This is a genomic window from Vibrio sp. 5S239, from assembly GCF_041439575.1.
Classification (GTDB): domain Bacteria; phylum Pseudomonadota; class Gammaproteobacteria; order Enterobacterales; family Vibrionaceae; genus Vibrio; species Vibrio kanaloae.
In genome coordinates, this window is the sequence record NZ_JBGOOM010000010.1 from 16276 (window position 1) to 37463 (window position 21188).

Annotated in this window: 15 protein-coding genes; 5 read left to right on the forward strand and 10 right to left on the reverse strand. The window is 44.6% G+C overall.

Going from position 1 to position 21188, the window contains the following annotated elements; all coding sequences use genetic code 11:
- Positions 1 to 90: 90 nt before the first annotated feature.
- The 6 genes from ACED48_RS09990 to yghU form a co-directional block, all read right to left on the reverse strand.
- Positions 91 to 1104, reverse strand: coding sequence for a helix-turn-helix transcriptional regulator (locus tag ACED48_RS09990; RefSeq protein WP_017058514.1), 1014 nt, complete (start codon positions 1102 to 1104; stop codon positions 91 to 93).
- Complete coding sequence (locus ACED48_RS09995) at positions 1101 to 4262, reverse strand: efflux RND transporter permease subunit (protein WP_017058515.1); 3162 nt, start codon at positions 4260 to 4262, stop codon at positions 1101 to 1103. The genes ACED48_RS09990 and ACED48_RS09995 overlap by 4 nt, the downstream gene beginning before the upstream one ends.
- Positions 4262 to 5434: an efflux RND transporter periplasmic adaptor subunit gene (locus ACED48_RS10000; RefSeq protein WP_017058516.1), complete on the reverse strand. Its 1173-nt coding sequence runs from the start codon at positions 5432 to 5434 to the stop codon at positions 4262 to 4264. The genes ACED48_RS09995 and ACED48_RS10000 overlap by 1 nt, the downstream gene beginning before the upstream one ends.
- The gene (locus tag ACED48_RS10005) at positions 5424 to 6311 is read right to left on the reverse strand and encodes an ABC transporter six-transmembrane domain-containing protein (RefSeq protein WP_017058517.1); all 888 of its coding nucleotides are present in this window, start codon (positions 6309 to 6311) and stop codon (positions 5424 to 5426) included. Before ACED48_RS10005 ends, ACED48_RS10000 begins: the two co-directional genes overlap by 11 nt.
- A gap of 363 nt (positions 6312 to 6674) precedes the next feature.
- Positions 6675 to 6998, reverse strand: coding sequence for a DOPA 4,5-dioxygenase family protein (locus ACED48_RS10010; RefSeq protein ID WP_017058518.1), 324 nt, complete (start codon positions 6996 to 6998; stop codon positions 6675 to 6677).
- Positions 6999 to 7176: 178 nt separating this feature from the next.
- Positions 7177 to 8034, reverse strand: a complete 858-nt coding sequence (gene yghU, locus ACED48_RS10015) for a glutathione-dependent disulfide-bond oxidoreductase (RefSeq protein ID WP_017058519.1) — start codon at positions 8032 to 8034, stop codon at positions 7177 to 7179.
- 286 nt (positions 8035 to 8320) lie between these two features.
- Between yghU and ACED48_RS10020 the strand changes: the two genes are divergently transcribed.
- Positions 8321 to 8665 carry a YajD family HNH nuclease gene (locus tag ACED48_RS10020; RefSeq protein ID WP_004730279.1) on the forward strand — a complete coding sequence of 115 codons (345 nt, stop codon included), beginning with the start codon at positions 8321 to 8323 and terminating at the stop codon, positions 8663 to 8665.
- A gap of 167 nt (positions 8666 to 8832) precedes the next feature.
- Here the strand turns inward: ACED48_RS10020 and ACED48_RS10025 are convergent, their stop codons facing one another.
- Entirely contained in the window at positions 8833 to 9213 is a 381-nt protein-coding gene (locus ACED48_RS10025; protein WP_017058520.1) for a hypothetical protein, read from the reverse strand.
- A 596-nt stretch (positions 9214 to 9809) separates the two neighbouring features.
- Between ACED48_RS10025 and ACED48_RS10030 the strand changes: the two genes are divergently transcribed.
- Together ACED48_RS10030 and ACED48_RS10035 are read left to right on the forward strand one after the other, a co-directional pair.
- A complete protein-coding gene (locus tag ACED48_RS10030) occupies positions 9810 to 11048 on the forward strand; it encodes an OFA family MFS transporter (RefSeq protein WP_017058521.1) in 1239 nt (412 codons plus the stop codon).
- Between the two features lie 193 nt (positions 11049 to 11241).
- Positions 11242 to 13596, forward strand: coding sequence for a fatty acid cis/trans isomerase (locus tag ACED48_RS10035; RefSeq protein WP_017058522.1), 2355 nt, complete (start codon positions 11242 to 11244; stop codon positions 13594 to 13596).
- Between the two features lie 174 nt (positions 13597 to 13770).
- On the opposite strand, the gene torS is transcribed toward ACED48_RS10035, so the two are convergent.
- Complete coding sequence (torS, locus tag ACED48_RS10040; RefSeq protein WP_017058523.1) at positions 13771 to 16788, reverse strand: TMAO reductase system sensor histidine kinase/response regulator TorS; 3018 nt, start codon at positions 16786 to 16788, stop codon at positions 13771 to 13773.
- Between the two features lie 92 nt (positions 16789 to 16880).
- On the opposite strand from torS, the gene torT reads away from it, so the two are divergent.
- Together torT and ACED48_RS10050 are read left to right on the forward strand one after the other, a co-directional pair.
- Positions 16881 to 17909: a TMAO reductase system periplasmic protein TorT gene (gene torT, locus ACED48_RS10045; RefSeq protein ID WP_029627309.1), complete on the forward strand. Its 1029-nt coding sequence runs from the start codon at positions 16881 to 16883 to the stop codon at positions 17907 to 17909.
- Between the two features lie 61 nt (positions 17910 to 17970).
- The gene (locus tag ACED48_RS10050; RefSeq protein WP_017058525.1) at positions 17971 to 18426 is read left to right on the forward strand and encodes a methylglyoxal synthase; all 456 of its coding nucleotides are present in this window, start codon (positions 17971 to 17973) and stop codon (positions 18424 to 18426) included.
- Positions 18427 to 18529: 103 nt separating this feature from the next.
- Here the strand turns inward: ACED48_RS10050 and ACED48_RS10055 are convergent, their stop codons facing one another.
- Together ACED48_RS10055 and helD are read right to left on the reverse strand one after the other, a co-directional pair.
- Positions 18530 to 18880 carry a VOC family protein gene (locus ACED48_RS10055; RefSeq protein WP_017058526.1) on the reverse strand — a complete coding sequence of 117 codons (351 nt, stop codon included), beginning with the start codon at positions 18878 to 18880 and terminating at the stop codon, positions 18530 to 18532.
- Positions 18881 to 18939: 59 nt separating this feature from the next.
- Positions 18940 to 21015 carry a DNA helicase IV gene (helD, locus tag ACED48_RS10060; RefSeq protein WP_017058527.1) on the reverse strand — a complete coding sequence of 692 codons (2076 nt, stop codon included), beginning with the start codon at positions 21013 to 21015 and terminating at the stop codon, positions 18940 to 18942.
- Positions 21016 to 21188 lie beyond the last annotated feature (173 nt).

The window sequence follows — 21188 nt, forward strand, 5'->3', positions numbered from 1 at the left end:
CGGTTTCTTGGTAAAACGGCTCCTTAAAACAAAGGCTCCTCATTTGAGGAGCCTTTTTATTGGAACTATCTAGAAACGCTCGCTCTGGAGTTACTTTTCTGAGGTCGCTAACACAGGTAACTGGAATGCAAACGTCACACCTTCGACATCACCCGTGTCGATCTGACGAATCATCTCTACCAAATAACCTTGCACATCTAACTTCAAACCTTGTTGCTCAACCGCCTTAAACAGAGCTTCTAAGGCCGTGCTATACGCCACATCCGAAACCAGATAAACATCGCTACACAAGTAGTAGCCTTCTGGAATGATCTTATCGTAACGGTCTTTAGCGACTTGCCAGTTTCCAATTTCAACGTCGATGTCGTCCCACTTATTTCTCATCTGTTTAATCGGTGTGGTGCCCATCAACTGAGTCGACTTCTGACCATACATCTCAAACACAGTGTCCCAGTCAGGATCGTCTAGTTTAAGCTTCTGCATGCCACGCTCTGGATACCAAGCCAATTCGGTAGGCATCGACTTAACCAGTTCTTCTTCCATTGAAGACTGCACGCCCGGATGGGCCAATTTCTGAATGAAATCTGCCGTTTCTTTAGGTGTCGCGTTATAGCCCATTTCTCGAATGTGCTTCGCCGTGACGCCAAGTTCACGCTTGAGCGCCTTACCTAACGACTGTGACGATGAAAACCCGCAATACTGAGCAATTTCAATAACGCTCCACGGCTCATCATTGAGCAACAAACTGACCGCGACTTGCAGCCGAACTCGACCTAAATATTGGCCCGGCGTTTCGTTGAACAGCTCAGTAAACTGCCGATGAAAGTGATAGGGAGAAATCGCACTCTCGGTTGCTATCTCCTCCCAAGTACGTCGCTCACCCCACTCTTCATGCATCAAATTAAGCGCATGTGAAAAGCGTTTTTGAAGATGTTCTGGCAAAGATTCAATCAATGCAATCTCTGGCACGAGTTTGAAACCAGGCACCAATTGATAATCAGGTTTGTTCTCTTGCTTCATACGGTCTTTGTTCTCAGGTACATTGGGTCTGATCTCGGATAGCTTGACTTCACTATCGTCTTTGTCCTTTATAAAATCAATCACGATCGCCCCAAAGTGAGTTCTTCTGATGAATCTTTTTCGCCCGGTTCTTTTTCAATTAAATTTTCAAGTAAAGGTGGCTTACGGCAAAACAAACCAAGCAGTACGGGAATCAAAATCAGCGTTACCGCTGTGGCAAACAACTCACCAAACACTAACGACACCGCCGCAGGCTTTAAGTATTGTGCTTGTTCCGCAGTTTCGCTTAACAAAGGCAACAACCCACACACAGTGGTAATCGTGGTTAAGAAAATCGCTCTCAAACGGCTAGTACCTGCGATTACTAACGCTTTCTGTAACGGCACGCCTTGGCGATATTCAACATTAAAACGCGTGATCAGCACCAGCGAGTCATTAATCACAATCCCCGTCATGGCCGTCATGCCAAACATAGAAAGAATGCTGATTGGCAAATCCATCAAGTAATGACCAAAAATCGCGCCTGCGAATCCGAATGGTATTACCGCCATGATGATCATTGGTTGCCAATAAGACTTCAATGGCACCGCCAACAAAATGTAGATCATGATGAGCGTTAGTATCATCGCTGATTTGAAGCCGTTTGACACCTCACCGATTTCTTCAAACTCGCCGCCCGCTTTGATGGTCACGCTTGGAAACTGTAAGTGCAAAGATTCAATTGTATCTTCGAGTTGCTCACGTGTTTTCTCTGGGGATTGTAGGTCACGGTTCTGCTTCCAATACAGGTTGATGACTTGCTCTCGGTCACGGCGGTAAACCACTTGCGGCTCTTGCTCGTGGCGGAACTCAGCAATATCGCCAATCATCACACTACCACCATTCGGCAACATAATAATGGCTTCTTCCAACTGAGCTAAGGTTCTACGCTCATCCCTTGGATATTGCAGCAGCACCTTAGTTTCTTGCCCGTTTTCCAACAGACGATGCACTTCTCTTTCGCCAAACGCTTCTCCTGCGAGTTGAGCTAGCGTGGCTTGAGTTAACCCAAGCTGTTGCCCATATTGATTTAACACCAAGCGAACTTGCGGTAAACCGTCCTGACCATCGTCGTAAACATCCGAAACGCCTTTCAACGACGCTAATGTATTGGCTAACTGCTCGCTTACTCTTGATGCAAGCTCACGTTCATTGGAAGAGATCGTTAAGAATGTGCCACCAGCAGGCTCCTCAGCTGCGCTGAATTTAACCGAGTAAGCGCCTTCAATTTGCCCAGTTTTTTCTCGCCATCGCTTCAACAGTAGGTTATCCTGCAATAAGCTTAAAGATTCATTGGTGAGCTCGGCAGTGACTTCAATTTCACCATAGCCATCAGACCAAGCGAGCAGGTTCACAACAGGCTTCTCTTGCAACGGATAATCTTCCATTAAACCCTTTTCGACCTGCGTCATTGCTTGCTCTACTTGCAACAAAGCTTGGCGCTGCAGTGGCAACGGCGCGCCATCTTCTAGCTCAATAACCGCAGTGATGTAACGCCCCGGAATTTCAGGGAACAACGCACTGCGAATCGCACCATTCGACCACATGCCATAAGCCAGTGAAATAACCGCCACAAACCCAAGCAAAGACGCCACTTTGTAGCCAAGAGCAAACTCCAATATCGGCTTATAGATATTGAGATTGAACCACTGCAACCCGCCTTGAGCAGCATTCTGCACCTTGGCAAAGATACTTGTTGATGGCTTTTTCACTGAAAGCTGTGCCAAGTGTGACGGCAGAATAAATTTGCTCTCGATAAGTGAGAAGATCAAAGCGAAGATCACTACTGCAGAAAACCCCGCAAGCACCTTGGCTAACTCATTGTTAATCCATAACATTGGAGAAAACGCTGCGATGGTTGTCAGCACACCGAATACAGTTGCCACTGACACGGAGTGCACGCCCTGCCAAGCGGCTGTCTTTCCATTTATATTTGAGAAACCATTGGTATTAGGAGAATAGCCGACGTTACCCGTCCGTTTTTCATGTATCGCTTCCCCGACAACAACTGCATCGTCCACCAGCACACCGAGCACCAAGATAAAGCCAAACAGGGTGATGTCGTTGATGCTGTAGTTAAACCACTGCATCGCGGCTAGCGTTCCAGTCAGCGCAATCGGAATCCCCATTGCGACCCAAAACGCGAGCCTAATTTCAAGGAATACGCCAAGCAAAATCAGAACTATTAACAAGCCTTGCCATGCGTTCTCACTCAGGCGAAATAACTGGTCTTCGATGTAAGGTGCCATGTCGGCCATGGTATTCAACTCTATATCCGACGGCAAAATCGCGCGTTGGGCATCGAGCGTTTCACTGATCGCTTCACTAACTTTGAGTAAGTTGTCGGTTTGGCTAGTACTGACCAATAATGCAATGGCGTTAGAGCCGTTGTTACGCACGATAGAACCACTGTATTGGTAACCTCGGCTTAACTTGGCGATATCACCCAACAGTATTTTCCCGTTGCGTCCTGAAATTACGACAAGCTGATTCAGCTTCTGTAGATCATCGGCATAACCCTCACCACGAATCACCATTCGACCTTTGTCACTGATCAGTTCACCGCTGCGAGTCTCAAGTGAACGCTGCTCAACGAGATCTGCGAGATCTTCTAAGCTCAACCCCAACGCTTTCAGTTGGTCAGGATCTGGCTCGATAACCAATTGAGATGTGCGAGTTCCCCAATTTGATACCTTCGATATACGAGGGTTCTTCTTTAACGCCTGTTCAAGTTGCTTGGCGATGGGTTGCAGTTCGTCATCGGTTCTTGGCCCAGACACCACCACAAACGCCGCTAAATTGGTAAATTCGTTACGCACAACTTGCGGCCTTTCTGCTTGCACGGGAAAGCCATTGATGGCGTTAACTTGATTACGAATGTCATCCAACAGCTTGTCTAAATCTGCGCTGCTGGTTTTACGCACCACGACTCTAGAAACGCTAGCACTCGACTGACTGGTGATCTGTTTGATGCCTGGAATACCGCTGATCGACTCTTCGATTCGCTGGGTCACGCTCTCATCGATCTGTTGCGCTGTACCGCCGGGGTAAGCCACGGTAATGCTGATTGAAGATGGTGCAATTTGTGGAAACGACTCAACACGTAACAGCCCAAATGCCAGCACGCCACTAATAACAATCGCCATCATCAACAAATTAGCGGCGACTGGATTGTTAATAAACCATTTAGTCATCCAACTCATTAGTTTGATTCCTTAATCTGTGCTGCATCAGATTTGCCGGCAAGCATTGCTTCAGAGCGTCCTTCATAGAATCTAGGCGCGACTTGTTTACCAATTAGCATCGAAGAAAGCGGATATTGCACCACACGGCGAGCCTTATCACTTTGATCATTGAAGCGAATATCGAGCTGTTGGCTGCCTTGTCCAATGAGCGCTACCGACTCTTTTTGTAAACGATCTTCTTTGTCTAACGTCCACACATACCCATCTCGGGTCATCGCGCTCAGAGGTACGCTTACTACGTCATCTTTTAGACCTAAGTTAACCACGGCTTGAATCTGCTGATTCGGAAACAGTCTTGGCTTGTTTTGGTAAGGGTCTTCAACCAAGAGTACCACCTGTCTTTGACGAGTCACCGAATCCACTTCCGGAGACACATAGCGCACCTTCGCCGGCCATTGATTCCCAGAACGACTGACGACACGAATACTTGGCTTAACTAAGGCGGCTTGTACTTGTTGCCAGTGCATTTCAGAGATAGGCAGCTCAATATCAATCGAATCACTGGCAGCTAATTCAAAGGTCACTTGCCCCGACTCTATCCACTCTCTCGGGCTAATGTGGCGTTTCATGATGACCGCATCAAAAGGCGCGGTAATCACCGACTCTTCCAGTAGTTTCCGCGCGCTTATGTAAGCCTGTTTTGCTTGTTTTAGATTAGCTTTCGCTGCAAGTAATTGAGGCTCTCTGCGAGCAAAGGATGAACTTGTTTTTGGGTTAAGCATTTTGAGAGCGACCGTTTGCTCATGCTTAGCCTGTTTCAACTCAAATTCCGCTTGTTTCAATGCACTTAACGCTTGCGCCAAGTTCGCATCGACGGCACTGGTATCTAGCCTCGCTAACACATCGCCTTTTTTGACTAAATTTCCCGGCTCAATGCTTTCATTCAACCATTTCAATTGTGCACTGCTCGATGCTTTGAGTTGAATCGGCCAACGAGCAGCGGTTAAGCCTAGTACCGTTAACGTCGATTCGTGTTGCGAAGGGGTCACCTCCAACACGGAAGCTGGCGCCAGTACCGCTTGTTTCTTCACAGGCTCTGCCGCTTCTGGTTCCAATTGATCGACAACAATCAAGGCAACAAAGATAGCCGCACAACCGACTAATACAGACAGTGGCTTTTTAAACTTCATAGGGCATCTCCTTGGTAGCCTTTTGAACAGAGGTGTGGTTAAGTCGCTGACTGATTTCAGTAAGGCGAGAAAGGGTTTGCAGCGTAATTGGTAGCATCACTGCGGTTTCAACAAACTCCAATGAATAGGTAACGATAGAGAACACTTGCCCTGCGGTTGGCCCAATAAGCCGGCTCACCATCCACAAATTGCCGACTACCGCGCCAAACAACACAGTAAAGATCAGCCCGTAGACAATAGCCTCGGTGTCTGAGAGTTTGATTTCACACTGTTTAAGTCGCTCAAAGTGCCTGCGAAGTACAGATAAACGAACACCGCTCAGCAATTGAACTTGCTGTTCAACTTGATCATTAAGCTGGCCATTGAGTCGTGTGAATGTTTGGTGGAATACGCTGTAGATAGCTAGCATCGACAGCCCAGCAAACAGCATGCAAAGCGCCAATGAGAAATGGAACGTAGAGAGAATCACCACGGTAGCAACAAGCTGAACCACTGCCGTCATCAACGCAGGCAAGTCTTCTTCTAGGAAATCCACTAGCTCACGAGACATAGTTAGCCGAGCGTCTTTGGTTGAGACCGGTAGCCCGCGCAGGTTTCGCTCTACAATATTCACGAGCTTTACCCGAATCGCCCCATAAACACGGGTATCGTAAAAACGACGAACAACACTGAGAATAACCAGTACGAAGAGAATCACTGCCAGCATCACTAAAGGCTGAAAGTTTTGACTTAACACGCCGTCGATGGCGTAACCAATAAATAGTGGCAGCAGAATAAGCATCACATTTTCAGCCAATACCATTAACCAAGTCGCAGCAACCTTTAATGGGTTAAGCCGAATAATAGTTAGTAGAGAGATGGGATGTTTGAATAACATTATTGAGCCCATAAATGAATATGGAGTCAGTATTACCAATTCGGCATGGGAAAAAGTGTCCCAAATTGCTGTGTTAGGTAGGTAGTTTACAATAAGGGAGCTTTTATTTACCAAAACTCCCTTATTGTCACTCATAAGAAACGTTAGTGTGGACAGTGGTAACTATCGAGATATGTATCGCTATTTGATGGTGAGCCTAATCAACATATTAATGCACTAGGCGCTGCAGTTGTGGCGTTTTATTACAGGGGAATAGCTAGTGAAACTAACATTTCAATAAGAAGTCGATGAGCAAAACGAGAGGTGTACCGGCACACCCGACAGTACGTTTATTCGTTACGTATTGTCGGGCGAAAAATTGAATTAACTGGTTAGCGCTTCTTCAAAAACACCCAACTCGCGACCAAGCCACGTAGCACGAACGGTATGATCTAAGGTCTCTTCGCCCCCCGTTACTGGGTGAATCAGCACTGACATATCTCCTCGTGCTTGCTCAAGCCACTCAACAAATCCAGATTCTTTATTAACAAAATGGACCTCAAACATTGGCATTTTATGTGGGCCTACCAAGCGCTGTATCAATGGATAAACTTCTAATACATCCTTACGCTCTGTAATAATTTTCTGACGTAGTGTCTCAGCTTGCTCTGCAAATCGCAGAGGGAAATAAACGTGACCGTGGTACATGGCACCATCCTTTAGAATTATGATATCGCGATTTTATACCTAAACCGCCTTCAATAGCTAAGTCTAAATAAGTGGACTTACTTTCCAAAGGATCCATAAGAAACAAAAATAGAGTTTGAGTCAACGTTGGCCGGTAAAACAAACTCTATGACGTGGTGTCGACCATCGCTTTGAAGACCTACGGGCGTAGTTTTAAAACACGATCAATATCTTCAGCAGAATGGCGCTCTGGTACTTGCTCCCACTCTTCGCCAAATGAGCGGTTAACGACTCGGCCGCGTTGGAAACCTTCACGCGCTTCAAGTTGCTTCGCCCAACGAACGACATTGGTGTAAGACTCAACTTGTAGGAACTCAGCCGCATCATACAGCTTGCCTAGTACAAGGTTGCCATACCAAGGCCAAATCGCGATATCAGCGATGCTAAGCTCTTCACCTGCAACAAATGTGTTGTTTGCTAACTGTTTATCTAACACGTCTAGTTGACGCTTAGCTTCCATCGCAAAACGGTTAATTGGGTACTCTTGTTTTTCATCAGCGTAAGCGTAGAAGTGACCAAAACCACCACCTAAGAATGGCGCTGAACCTTGTGCCCAGAACAACCAATTGATAGTTTGCGTTCTTGCCTCTCCTTCTTTTGGTAGGAAGTAACCAAACTTTTCAGCCAGATGCATCAAGATAGATGCCGATTCGAAAACATTAACGTCTTCATCACCAGACTTGTCGACAAGTGCTGGTATTTTAGAGTTTGGGTTTATGCCAACAAAACCAGATGAAAATTGGTCTGACTCGCCAATATTGATCAAGTACGCATCATATTCAGCTTCTTTAACACCCGCCGCCAACAGCTCTTCTAGCATGATAGTGACTTTCTGGCCGTTAGGTGTGCCAAGAGAATACAGTTGCAAAGCATGGTCACCAACAGGAAGCTCTTTATCAAATCGAGCGCCAGATTCAGGGCTGTTAATGTTTGCCCACTTATTACCACCAGCAGTATCGTTAACCCAAACTTTTGGCGGTGTGTATTGTTGTGACATGATATTTCCTTATTAATATAGGGTCTCACAAACTGATATTAGGTCACATGTCCTTGGTTAAAACCCCTGAATACGATTTATTTTCAAACTGTTAAGCATGGCTTATTCCTGAAAGACATAACCCGTTTACCAAGAGGATTCATATAAAAGGTAAGCACCTATTCTAATCTTGTTTCGAACCTCATTTAATGTTGGTCAGTCTAGAGCATCATTTAGCAACGACAGTCCTACCCGTTCCAGAAAGCTGTGATAAAATCGGGAGATTACAATTGATAAGGATTAGGCAATGTCTTCTGATTACACAGGCTCGAGTGCTGCGTACGCTCGCCAAGAGAAAGGCTACCGCGAAAAAGCACTAAAACTGTACCCTTGGGTTTGTGGTAAATGTGCACGTGAATTTGTTTACTCAAACTTAAGAGAGCTTACCGTTCACCACGTGGATCACGACCATACAAACAACCCTGAAGATGGTAGCAACTGGGAACTACTGTGCTTGTACTGTCACGATCATGAGCACTCAAAATACACGGATCATGACCGTTACGGTGTTGATGCAAAAGCCCGTTTAGACGACCATCAATCAGCAACGCACAATCCCTTTGCTGATCTAGCGAAGTTGATGAAGAAGTAACACACGTTAAGACCTGTATTTGCTAGATGATAGCGGCTAGAGACTAGATAAATAACAAGAACCCCCAGTATGTCGCCATACTGGGGGTTCTTTTATCTGCCCTACAAATTCAGCGAGGCAAGATCAAAAAAGCCTTCCGAAGAAAGCTTTTTAAGAATCAAATCGAATTACGCTGCCGCTTGTTTGCGAGACTCTTCTATCTGCTTAGCGCGCTTTTTTAGCGTCAATTTATCGCGGTATGCAAACCAAACGTAAGACACAACCACTAAGAAGAACAGGTATGACAATGAGAAAATAAACGGCGATTGAATGATATCGTTCGAGATCCCCCAAGAAACACCGATAACCGTCACAGCGATTTTCGCGAAGAAACCACACATTAATAGCATTAAAGCCAACTGCGGGAAACGCGTGCTGCGAAATGCAAGCCAATAGCAACTACCCACCGCTAATGCAGCAATATAGAAGCCAAACAAGAAAGAGTGAATATGGTCAGCTGCCGCCAAACCACCAGAAATTGACATCAATAGAATTAAAAACAGTTTCATAATACTCGCCTCGCCATAAGTTGGAAACGCATCCTTTCAAATTTGGAATCTTTGTTTGTGTGCTATTTTCCCACTTTCTCTCGACAACACAACCCCTTGTATCGGACAAAATGTAAGCAAAAGTACCCACAAAAACCACCATTAACAAGTAATTAACAACTTGTTTTTAATTGGACTCCGTTACTCCTTGTCTCATATAAACAAAGCGCTATTTTGATTTATTTTGTTACACAAAGTTAACTTTATAAAAAATTTAAAATAATTCTAAAATTTGTGATATCCGCACGAAATACAAGGCTACTCAGAAACCATGACGAAAAAATCCCTAAAGATAAATAAGATGACAGCACTAAAAAAACAAAATAGAAAGGTGTTGAAAACAATTTAAAAACCAACAAAAAACACCCTGTTAACAAAGAAAGCTTAATTGACCAAAAACGGAAAAATAGATTCCAATCACATTTTTATTGGTTATAATCCGCGCTCTTTTGCGTCACCTGTTGAAAAACGCAAACTAATTTTGAAGAAATAATCACAATAACCCGTCATTAGTTAAGTGACTCTCCACATAATTGATGACAAAACTGAGAATAAAAATGAGCAAGATTGATAAAGCAACACGTATCCTGCTGGCAGGCTTCTGTATCAACCTTTGTCTTGGCATCCTGTATGCTTGGAGTGTATTTAACAAGGCGCTAGTGACTGAAGCTGGTTGGAGTGCTGCTGAAGCATCTTCACCTTACGCTATTGCAACTATCACATTCTCTGTTTGTCTTCTTATTGCAGGCATCCTACAAGACCGCATGGGGCCACGTAAGATCCTTATTCTAGGTACAGCACTTACAGGCCTGGGCATGATTGCTTCTGGTTTCGCGACAACTCCTATGATGCTAAACCTAACGTTTGGTGTGATGACAGGTGCTGGTATCGGCTTCGGTTACGCCTGTCTTTCTCCATCTGCAATGAAATGGTTCCACTCTTCTAAGAAAGGTATGGTTAACGGTCTAATCGCAGCGGGCTTCGGTCTTGCAGCTATTTACCTAGCGCCAGTAACTTCTGCGCTAATCAACAGCATGGGTATCCAAACAAGCTTTATGATTCTTGGTGTTGGTGTACTTGCAATTGCAGTACCTCTGGCAGCAACGATCAACAACCCACCTTCGGATTACACGCCAGCTGAGCCAAAAGTAAAAGCAGGCCAAGCACCTAAAGCGGTTAAGAAAACTGAAGATCTAACTTGGAAAGTAATGCTGAAGACTCCTCAGTTCTACTCTCTATGGATCATGTACGCATTTGCTGCGTCTGTTGGCCTTATGATCATCGGTAACATCACTACGATTGCTAGTGTTCAAGCGAACCTACCAAACGCCGTCTACTTAGCGTCTATCCTTGCTGTATTCAACTCAGGCGGCCGCGTTGCTGCGGGTATGCTTGCAGATAAAATCGGTGGCGTACGTACTCTACTGCTAGCGTTCATCCTTCAAGGCGCGAACATGGCTCTATTCGCTACATTCAACTCTGAATTCACGCTAATCATTGGTACGGCTATCGCAGCTGTTGGTTACGGTACGCTTCTAGCCGTATTCCCAACTCTAACTGCTGAGTTCTACGGCCTGAAAAACTACGGTACAAACTACGGCGTGCTTTATACAGCATGGGGTATCGGCGGCGCTATCGGTGCAGCGGTTGTTGGTTACTCAATGACGAATGGTGAAGGTTACGGCCTAGCTTACACAATCTCTGCAGTTATGATGGCAGTGTGTATTGTTCTAGCAATCATCACTAAGCCTATCTCTGAAGCTAAAGTGTCTGAACTAAAAGCATCTCAAGCTTAATCGTCAGAAAAGATTGAATTTGTTACTGAAGAGCTTAGCCTGAGGGTTAGGCTCTTTTTGTATCAAACGACAATCGAACCCGAGTCCTCATCTCTCTCCTACTGATTAACCCTATTAACCACTTTGTCCGTAACATTGTTAGAACATAAGCCTTTTCGATATAATTGGAAAAACTCCTAATATTTAAATACCTATGAATTTGAAAAAAATATTCATTTTAGCTTTCGTAAGCGTCTTCTCAGGTTGTGCCGTATACGCGGGTTTAAACTTCGATGAACTATTTGGTGAACAGCAAGTTCGTAATCGCCAAGTTCCTATTCTTTCTGCTCAAGCACAGCACTTCATTGACGAAGTAAAGCCCATCATTAATAACCGATGTGTGGTGTGTCATGCGTGCTACGACGCACCTTGCCAACTCAAAATGTCTTCGGTGGAAGGTATCGATCGTGGCGCAAGTAAGGCACTTGTCTACCAAGGCACTCGCTTAACCGCCTCAGCCCCTACTCGTTTGTTTGAAGACGCGTTAACCACACAAGAGTGGCGTGATGCTGATTTCCACCCGGTGCTTAACGAGCGTATGCAGAACTCAACGGCTAACCTCGACGCCGGTCTTGTTTCTCGTATGCTGATTCAGAAAGAGAATCACCCTCTGCCCGATCAAACCCAGCTTGAAGGTTTCGACTTTTCAACCGATCGTGACCAACGGTGTCCAACCATCGAAGAATATCCTCAATATGAAAAAGACTACCCGACTTGGGGGATGCCTTATGGCATGCCAAACCTCGACAAGACGGAGTATGCGACATTAATGAGCTGGTTAGAAAACGGGGCATTGATGAACGAGCATATTCCGCTAAACGATGCCGAGAAAAGGCTTGTTAACGTCTATGAAAGCTTCCTGAATAAAAACTCGAACAAGAGTCAGCTCTCCGCGCGTTACATCTACGAGCATCTGTTTTTATCGCACGTCTATTTTTCTGATTTAGGGCAGCCAACACGTTTCTTCTCAATCGTTCGTTCCGCAACACCACCAGGCGAAACAGTCCAGCGCATTGCGACTCGTCGCCCTTACGACGATCCAAAAGTCGCCCGAGTCTACTACCGATTAATTCCAGAGCAAGGCACGATTGTTGACAAGACGCACATGCCCTTCGCGCTAAATAAAGAGCGCCTACAAAAATGGAATACGTGGTTTGTAGATGCTGATTACCAAGTCAAACAACTTCCTAGCTATGACATAGATGTTGCAGCCAACCCTATGACTTCTTTCGAAGCGATGCCGGTAAACTCACGTTTCCACTTCATGTTGGATAACGCACAAAACACCATCATGGCCTTTATCAAAGGACCGGTGTGCCGCGGTCAGCTCGCACTGAATGTCATTAATGACCGTTTTTGGGTATTCTTCATTGACCCAGATAAAGCCGATTTACCGGAAATCAACGCCTTCTATGCCAGTCAAAAGAAAAACTTAAAGCTACCGAGCGAATTAAAAAGCAATACCGTCCCGGCGACTAATTGGGTACGCTACTCAAAGCAACAAGCACGATATCTCAATGCTAAATCCGATTTCACTAACCAATGGTTTGCAAGTGGCGTCAACCTAGACACTGGCATCATATGGGACGGCAATGGCATTAACCGCAATGCCGCTCTAACCATCTTTAGACACTTTGATAGCGCCTCTGTTGTCCAAGGCTTGGTTGGCCCTCAGCCGAAAACGGCATGGGTTCTTGACTATGCTCTTTTAGAACGAATTCACTACCTTCTTGTAGCAGGATTTGATGTGTATGGTAACTTTGGCCACCAACTGATTACTCGTATGTTTATGGATTTCTTACGCCTTGAGGGTGAGAGCAATTTCTTAACCCTTCTTCCTAAAGACTTCCGACATATAGAGCATTCAAGTTGGTACCAAAATCAAAGCGTACAATTAAGTGACTTTTTGCAGCGTAATATTGCTCCTTTTGAGCAGCCAACCAGCGTGATTTACAAAACCGACGATCCGAAGCGTGAACTGCTGCACATGCTCAAAGATAGACTAGCACCTGTACTCGATAATCGCTTTGATATTGTTGAGACTGGGTTTGGTAAAAAAAACGAGGCTCTGCTTAATCAAGTGAGTTTGATTCGGGGCGAAGGCTTACGTCATGTACCACAACTAGTGATGATTATGATTGAAGGCAAAAACGGCCAGGACCAGTTGTTCACCATGATTCATAACAACGCTCACAGCAACATTTCGAGCCTTTTTGATGAAGAAAGTAACCGTGATTACGCCAATGATGACTTAACGCTCGTCCGTGGTGTGTTGGGCAGCTACCCCGAAGCTTACCTATCATTAACAGAGAACGAGATTCCGAACCTCGTTAAAACACTACAAAACTTGAACACAGAAGAAGACTACATAGCGTTACTTGATAAATTTGCAGTACGACGCAGCTCTCCGAAATTTTGGTCGTTCAGTGACCGTGTGCATCGTTGGTATCAAAAAGATCAGCCTATTGAGTTTGGTTTGTTGGATTACAACCGCTTTGAAAATAGATAATAAGTGATAAGCCTTAGTTTTAGTTCTAGCTCTTGGGAGAGATTAGTTTTAAGAGGCTAGTCGTTATGAAAGAAGGTTCACTTGCATGATATAAAAAATCCTCTGACGATATTCGTACAGAGGATTTTTTGTTGGTCTTGCTGATTGGGTATTGCTTAAAACAAACCTACACCATTAAGCAGAAACATAAGGGAGGAGAGCCTCTAACGAATCTTTAACCAATTCAGATAAAGCTTGGTCGTTATCTCTGTACTGCAGTAATGGGGCTTCGCTTGCTTCAATGCTCTGACACAAACTGTACAGGGCAGATAAACCCAAGCTCCCCGCAGATCCTTTAAGCTTGTGCGCCAAAGACTTCACTTCTCGTCCATTATCGGCTTCACTCGCCTCAACTAATTCATTCAAAGTAAGGTTGCTGCTCTCCTCGAAAAGCACAACGATTTGCTTCATTTTCTCTAAACCAAGAATCGATAGGTCACCCTCTATCACCTTGGAATCAATCAGTTTCACCGGAGTGTCTCCTTCATCTAAAGCGTCAGTTGTCGTCGCGCGTTTCGTCAAAACATCAGCCAACTGTGTCGAGTGCAGTTCATCATAGTTGCTCTTAATAACACGGTTACCGTTTTGCTTACAAACGGTATCGTTTGGATCGGGCTGAGGCAACAACAGCGCGTGGCCGTCCAACTGCTCAACAATCAATTCCGACAAGGCTTCCTTCTCTAACGGCTTAGGTAAGAAACCATCGAAGCCAGACGACAAGTAGCTTTCTACTTCTTCGTTAAACACATGAGCCGATACTGCGATCATTGGTGGTACTTTTCGAATTACGTCTTCTTCACTCTCATGCTGAAGCGCATCGTCTTTGAGTTGTTGAATTAACTCGACGCCATCGCAGTCCGGTAAGTTAATGTCCACCAGCGCAATATCGAACTCTTGCTCACTGAATATGGCTCTCGCTTCTTGTCCTGTTGTCGCGATCACAACCTCGTGCCCCAAGTTATTCAAGAAGCCTTCAGCAACGATGCAGTTTACGGGGTTGTCTTCAATCAGAAGTACCTTAGCTCGAATACACGCTTCAATGACCGGTACTTTAGTTTCTATCTTCTCACCGGCTTCAAGTGGCAGTGAGAACCAGAACTGGCTACCCTCGCTTTCTTCAGAATGAACACCAATATCCCCGTTCATTGCCAGCATGATGCTTTTGCTGATCGCTAATCCAAGCCCTGTGCCACCGGTTTTGTTGCGACCGCTGTCGGTTTGAGTAAAGGCATCAAACAGACAAGCTTGTTCGCTAGCATCAATACCTACACCGGTATCTGACACTTCAAACATCACTCGATTTTCATCTTCGATATCTAAGCTAATAAAGATATCGACCGAGCCACTTTCCGTAAACTTAATCGCGTTACCGACCAAATTATTCAAGATTTGACTGATTCGCGTTACGTCACCACGCCAATAGCGTTGCACGTCGCTTTCAATATGGAAATCAAAATTCAGCTTCTTCTCACCGGCTCTCCCTTCCATCAACTGATAAGTATCTTGAACCATTTGATGGAGGTCGAAGGAAGCGACTCGGATCTCTAAATGACCCGCTTCAATCTTCGAATAATCAAGTACATCGTTTAAAATCGCTAACAGGTTCTTACCACTGCGGTTGATGATATCAGCATAACCAGACTGTAAAGGATTTAGGCCAGTGTCTTTAAGCAATCTCGCTGTACCTAGCACCCCATTCATTGGTGTTCTGATTTCGTGACTCATGGTCGCTAGGAAAACTGACTTTGCACGGCTCGCTTGTTCTGCAGCGTGACGAGCTTTGGCGTGGTTACTTACTTCGACATTCAGTTTTTCGTTAGTTTGTTGCAATTGATATGTGCGTTCAGTGATTAACTCTTCAAGATGCTCTTTGTGCTCTTCAAGTTCTCGTTTCGCTTTAGCTTCGCCCACAGCAACCACTTGCAACGCTTGAGCCGTATTTCTGGCAGTGATAATGGCTTCCCCCATATGAGCGAGTTCATCATTACCTTTTACTGAGATATCAATGTTTAAACGCCCTTGGGCGATCGACATTAATGCAGAGGAATACTCGGTAAGACGTTTAACTACTGAAATATAAACAACACGCCACACAATGAAAATCACAATAACCAGACCTATTATGGAGATAACCGAGAGCGACCATTGAGCCAAACTCAAAGTGGATGTCAGTTCATCTACTGCTTTCTTTGTACTCCGATTTGAATCATCAATAAGTTGATTGACGGTGGTATTTAATTGAGAAAATAACTGCAAAGTATTCTGCATTAAGAGTTCGGATTGTTTGTTGTTCTCATACCTCTCTAGAGCGATATCAAACACCACTTGTCGTCGCTTCAGTTCATCCAATAATTGGGCCATCTGCGCAGAACGAGTAGGATCCTCTACCGCTTTAACACGGCGTGCCATAACTCTCAGATTAGATTCGAATTCAGCTTTTATCTGATGAATACGCTCGACATTGGTAACGGTTTGAGTTTCTTCAATTTGATTAAGCATTTTAAAGGCTAGCAGGTGCAATTCATGCAACCGTTCAGATAAATCGAGATCAACCTCAACCAGTGCATCAAGTGCTTGGTAGGCTTTATCTGTCTCTTCGGTTTCTAGCAGATCGTAGATGTGTGTGACATTAGCTACAGCAATGGTGGCCGTATTTAAAACTTGAGTACGAGTTAATTGTTCAAGCTCTTCAGCGAGTAAACGCATCTCTTCAACACGAGACAACAGTTCTTTGGCGAGCCAAAGCTTACGCTTTACAGAGACACCAAGCTCAGCCAATGTATTGATAACACTTTGAACATTGTTTTCAAGTTCATCAAGCAGCTCGGAGTCAAAACTGTCACTCCCTAGTTCCTTGATATGTTGTAATAGCGCCTCAAGCTGATCAAACAAAACAGTGCCGGCTTTTTTTCTCTCTGCTTCATTTCTTGCATTGGAAAGTGTTTGTACAGACGAAATGATGCGATTACTCAATCCGGAAACCTGACGAGCTTCAATCATCGCAGGCAGTGCCGAATCAACAACGTTTCTCTCTGTTTTTGCTACAAAGCTAAATCCAGAAACACCGATCAATGCAGACAAAAGAACGAGCATCGCCATCACTAAAAATGAGGCTAGTAGCTTGCGTCCAATACTTGCTGAAGCTAATAACATAAAATCTAAACCTTAAAACGTTCTTCTCTACCCCTGCAGAATACGCTATATTTTGCAGTGTTTCTTATCTAAGACCAACAAAACGGCAATCCATGCTATTTAAACCTTTCGCTTCAAGACTTCTCCTAGCTTTGTTTACTGTAATAAGCAGTAACGCTAGTGCTAGCATGCTTCCAAGCCCGATAGAATCGGCTACCGCTGTAATCAAAAAAGAGAAAGTTTGTGCCATTTATCCGCACCTGAAAGACTCTTATTGGTTGTCCGTTAACTACGGTATGGTCTCGGAAGCAGAAAAACAGCAAGTCGAGCTAAAAGTTTTGGAAGCAGGCGGTTACCCCAACGCAACTAAACAAGCTTCACAACTGGTGCTTTGCACTCAATGGGGGGCCGACGCCATAATTTTAGGAACGGTTTCACCTGACGCTTACCACGATAACCTGACCGATTGGGTCGGCTCAACGCCCGTTTTTGTGACGGTCAATGAGCTTACCGTCAATAAAATTCAACAGAAGATATTGAAAGGTACAGTGGGCGTTGATTGGTATCAGATGGGCTTTCAAGTTGGGGAGTATTTAGCGAAATCACACCCTAAAGGTTCCGGCAAAACCCCCATCGCCCTGTTACTTGGCCCTCAAGCTAGCGGAGGCACCAAGCCGGTTGCTCTCGGCTTTTATGATGCGATCAAGACGAGCGATGTCGAAATCGCGATCAGCTATTGGGCTGATAACGATAAAGAACTACAACGAAACCTTGTCCAGCAAGTCATTGAGCAGCCTAATATTCAATATATTGTCGGAAGCGCGGTTGCTATCGAAGCGGCGATCAGTGAACTCAGAGCAGCAGGAAAAACAAATGAAATAGGTCTGATTTCGAGCTATTTGAGTCACGGTATCTACCGCGGTTTACTGCGTAATAAAGTCCTTTTTGCACCTACGGATAAAATGGTCGAACAAGGTCGCTTGTCACTCAAGCAAGCCATTAATTACTTGAGAGGGCAACCTTATGAGAAACACAGTGCTCCAGTTATTGAACCTCTCACTCCTGCCACATTAAAAGATCAAATTATTGCCGATTCATTGTCACCTTCTGAGTTTCGACCAGTATTCAGTGTGAATCCATAGTGATATATTGAGTTAAGCACTCAATAACAATAAAAATACGAACAATAATTAGGGAACATTCATGCAAAAAACAACACGTACTATGCCAACGCATAAGAATATCGCTTTGGTTGCTCATGACCACTTCAAACCAGAGCTACTAAGATGGGTTAAGGAAAACAAAGAAAAGCTGCAAAGTCATTTTCTATATGCAACGGGTACTACGGGTTCTCTACTCAGCAAAGAAACAGGCTTAGCAATCAAAAGTATGATCAGCGGCCCAATGGGCGGCGACCAACAGCTTGGCGCGCTTATTTCAGAAGGAAATATCGATATGCTGATTTTCTTCTGGGATCCACTCAATGCTGTACCACACGATCCAGATGTGAAAGCACTACTTCGTATTGCAAGTGTGTGGAACATTCCTGTTGCAACCAACCGTGCTACCGCTAACTTCCTATTTAATTCTTCATTGCTTGAAGAAGAAGTGATCATTGAGATCCCAGATTACGAAGCGTATCTAGCTGAGCGTACTTAATCGCACGTTACATGTGCTCTCTACTGAACAGACTAAAAAGCCTGCATTATCGCAGGCTTTTTTATGTCTCGTTTTCAGACATTAAACAGTTCAGTGAGTCTCTCTACTTCTCACTCCACACCGCCATCTCATTGCCACTTGGCTCTCTAAAATGGAAACGTCTGCCGCCGGGAAAGCTAAAGATCTCACGGTTTATCTGACCACCAGCATCAATCACATCGCGCTCGGTTTGCTCAAGATCTTGGCTATAGAAAACCATCAGCGCCGCGCCGTTATCCGTATTCGACGCCAGATCTGCCAAATAGAAGCCCCCCATTAAACCTTTACCTTCGAAAGCAGAATACTCTGGGCCATAATCTTCAAAACTCCAGCCAAACACAGCACTGAAAAATGCCTTAGTTTCGGCCATATCTCGTGCAGCAAATTCAATGTAGTTGATCGATCCATGTTCCATATCGCATCCTTCTATATTCAGGTTTGAGATCTAATTTTAGACGATAACGACAAGGTATATTACTTTTTGCGTATCACAGGGTAATCAGAACCGTGAAGCTCTTGCACAAAGCCAGAACCATCACCGCTATGCGTAATCCATACCTTCTCTTTAGCACGCGTCATTGCCACGTAAAATAGGCGTCTCTCTTCGGCATAAGGAAACACATCTGATGACTCAGTCAACGCGCCATCAATATGCAGTTGTTTCTTTTTCGCCGGAAACTGCCCTTCATCAACACAAAGAATAATCACGAAGTCGGCTTCTTTACCCTTACTCGCATGACAGGTCATAAAATGAAGATCGATCGAGGTATAGATCTTTTTCCAATCATCTAACAACTCTGGTTTGTGATAGTGGTTGCGACCAAGCAGCATCACTGATTTTTTGGTTTTACCTTTAGATTGACGGTTCAAATGGTCAAGGATCTTCTCAACTTCTTTACTTGGCGCACTGTACACCGCTTTCTGCTTCTGTTGCTTGAAGCTGTTCAGTTCTTTCGGAATCTGAATTGGATTTTCTTGTACAAAGCGATTGGCAACCGCACCGAGCTGATTGTTAAATCGATAAGTGGTACCTAGGTGATGAATAGTCGAGCTTTCAAAGCGGTCCTTAAAGCCCGTTGTTAAATCAACATCGGCCCCCGCAAACTGATAAATAGACTGCCAGTCATCGCCCACAGCAAAAATAGACGCTTGGTGCTGAGCTTGCGACTGATTACACAGCGCTTCAACCAAAGCAAGACGATCGGGTGAGATATCTTGGTATTCATCGATCATGATGAACTTCCATGGTGAGATAAATTTACCCTTTTCGACGTATTGAGTCGCACGGCTGATCATGATTGAGAAGTCTATATGATTCTGTTCTTTCAGTTCCTTTTGCCACGCTGTCACACATGGCCAACACAATGAGAGTTCACTATTTAAGCGCGTATAATCTCGGTGGTCGATGAGCTGTTGCTGTACTTCTTTCTTCGATAAGCCCGACGCGTTAAGCTGCTCAAGTTGTTTTTCTAACCAAGCAATCAATTTAAGATTCGATACGTGACTGCCAAGCTCATCATCACCAGTAAGATAAGCAATTGGCCATTTAGACAGGTGCTTTTGCCAACGCTTGAAATTAGTGGGTGTCATCCAGTGCTTTTTCAACCAATCAATACACCATGCTTGGCGTTGATTGTCGTCTAATGCCAGCGGAGAAATAACGACACGTTCAGTTTCAACTTCATTTAGGATCTTCAAACCTAATTGGTGGAAAGTACTAACTTGTACCTTCTCCGCTGATAATCCAATCTTGCTGGCGAGCCGCTGTTTCATCTCATCAGCGGCTTCACGCCCAAATGCAAGTAATAGAAGTTCTTCAGCTTGAGCTTGGTGGCTTTGCAATAGATAAGCAACACGAGCGGTTAGAACACTGGTTTTACCCGAGCCAGCACCCGCTAGAATAAGGTTATGATCATCGTTCATTAATACTGCGTATTGCTGCGATAAGTTCAGAGGAGATGACTCACACTGAGCAAACAGCACTTCCCAATTTTTTCTTTCTGTCTCTATCCATTGCTGGTTTCTATCAGCTTGCTTGCTCTCCGTTTCAGACAACCATGGCTGCATTCGAGCGATGCGGTGCGGCATACGTTGAGCGGCTTCTTCTAGCGTCATGGGCATACTTTGTAAATCCGAGTGAACCATGTCGACCCAGGAGTTAACTTTTGAATGAGGAAGAAAAGCAGGAAGTTGCTCAAGGCGTGTCAGTTCTGTTTCCCATTGAGGGACGTGTTCAGCAAGTTGCTCACACTGTGTATTATGCCACCTCTGATACGCAGCAACCGATACACGTGCAAATTGACGACACTGCTCCCAAGGTAGGCCTTGTACTAACCAACTGCGCTGTTTGCCATCTTGCTGATTCGCAAAGAACTGCAATGATCCCCAAAACAACCCACGCTTTATCGCGACCTTGCCACTCCAAATAGTAAACGGGATACGTTCTTCACTGCCTACTGAAGATAGCAATAGGCGTGGACCATCAAGTTCAACTTGATGATATTCATTTTGAATAAAAAACTGTGCAGTCTTGTTAGCGCTTAGCTGCATTGGAGCGTGCTCTTTAATTGGGAATGTTGAATTTATATCATGATGCAAAGAGAATTAATAATGTCTCACATCTTATCGACGTTTTCATGACCACCTAGGGACCATTATGGATAAGTATCAAATTCTTGTGCTTGATTTCTGTTAGGATTATGGTTTTAGTGTATTAAGTGAGC

Coding starts and splice junctions, on each gene's coding strand:
- ACED48_RS09995 (WP_017058515.1), bottom strand. CDS start 4,262: ATGAGTTGGATGACTAAATGGTTTATTAACAATCCAGTCGCCGCTAAT.
- ACED48_RS10000 (WP_017058516.1), bottom strand. CDS start 5,434: ATGAAGTTTAAAAAGCCACTGTCTGTATTAGTCGGTTGTGCGGCTATC.
- ACED48_RS10005 (WP_017058517.1), bottom strand. CDS start 6,311: ATGTTATTCAAACATCCCATCTCTCTACTAACTATTATTCGGCTTAAC.
- ACED48_RS10010 (WP_017058518.1), bottom strand. CDS start 6,998: ATGTACCACGGTCACGTTTATTTCCCTCTGCGATTTGCAGAGCAAGCT.
- yghU (WP_017058519.1), bottom strand. CDS start 8,034: ATGTCACAACAATACACACCGCCAAAAGTTTGGGTTAACGATACTGCT.
- ACED48_RS10020 (WP_004730279.1), top strand. CDS start 8,321: ATGTCTTCTGATTACACAGGCTCGAGTGCTGCGTACGCTCGCCAAGAG.
- ACED48_RS10025 (WP_017058520.1), bottom strand. CDS start 9,213: ATGAAACTGTTTTTAATTCTATTGATGTCAATTTCTGGTGGTTTGGCG.
- ACED48_RS10030 (WP_017058521.1), top strand. CDS start 9,810: ATGAGCAAGATTGATAAAGCAACACGTATCCTGCTGGCAGGCTTCTGT.
- ACED48_RS10035 (WP_017058522.1), top strand. CDS start 11,242: ATGAATTTGAAAAAAATATTCATTTTAGCTTTCGTAAGCGTCTTCTCA.
- torS (WP_017058523.1), bottom strand. CDS start 16,788: ATGTTATTAGCTTCAGCAAGTATTGGACGCAAGCTACTAGCCTCATTT.
- torT (WP_029627309.1), top strand. CDS start 16,881: ATGCTATTTAAACCTTTCGCTTCAAGACTTCTCCTAGCTTTGTTTACT.
- ACED48_RS10050 (WP_017058525.1), top strand. CDS start 17,971: ATGCAAAAAACAACACGTACTATGCCAACGCATAAGAATATCGCTTTG.
- ACED48_RS10055 (WP_017058526.1), bottom strand. CDS start 18,880: ATGGAACATGGATCGATCAACTACATTGAATTTGCTGCACGAGATATG.
- helD (WP_017058527.1), bottom strand. CDS start 21,015: ATGCAGCTAAGCGCTAACAAGACTGCACAGTTTTTTATTCAAAATGAA.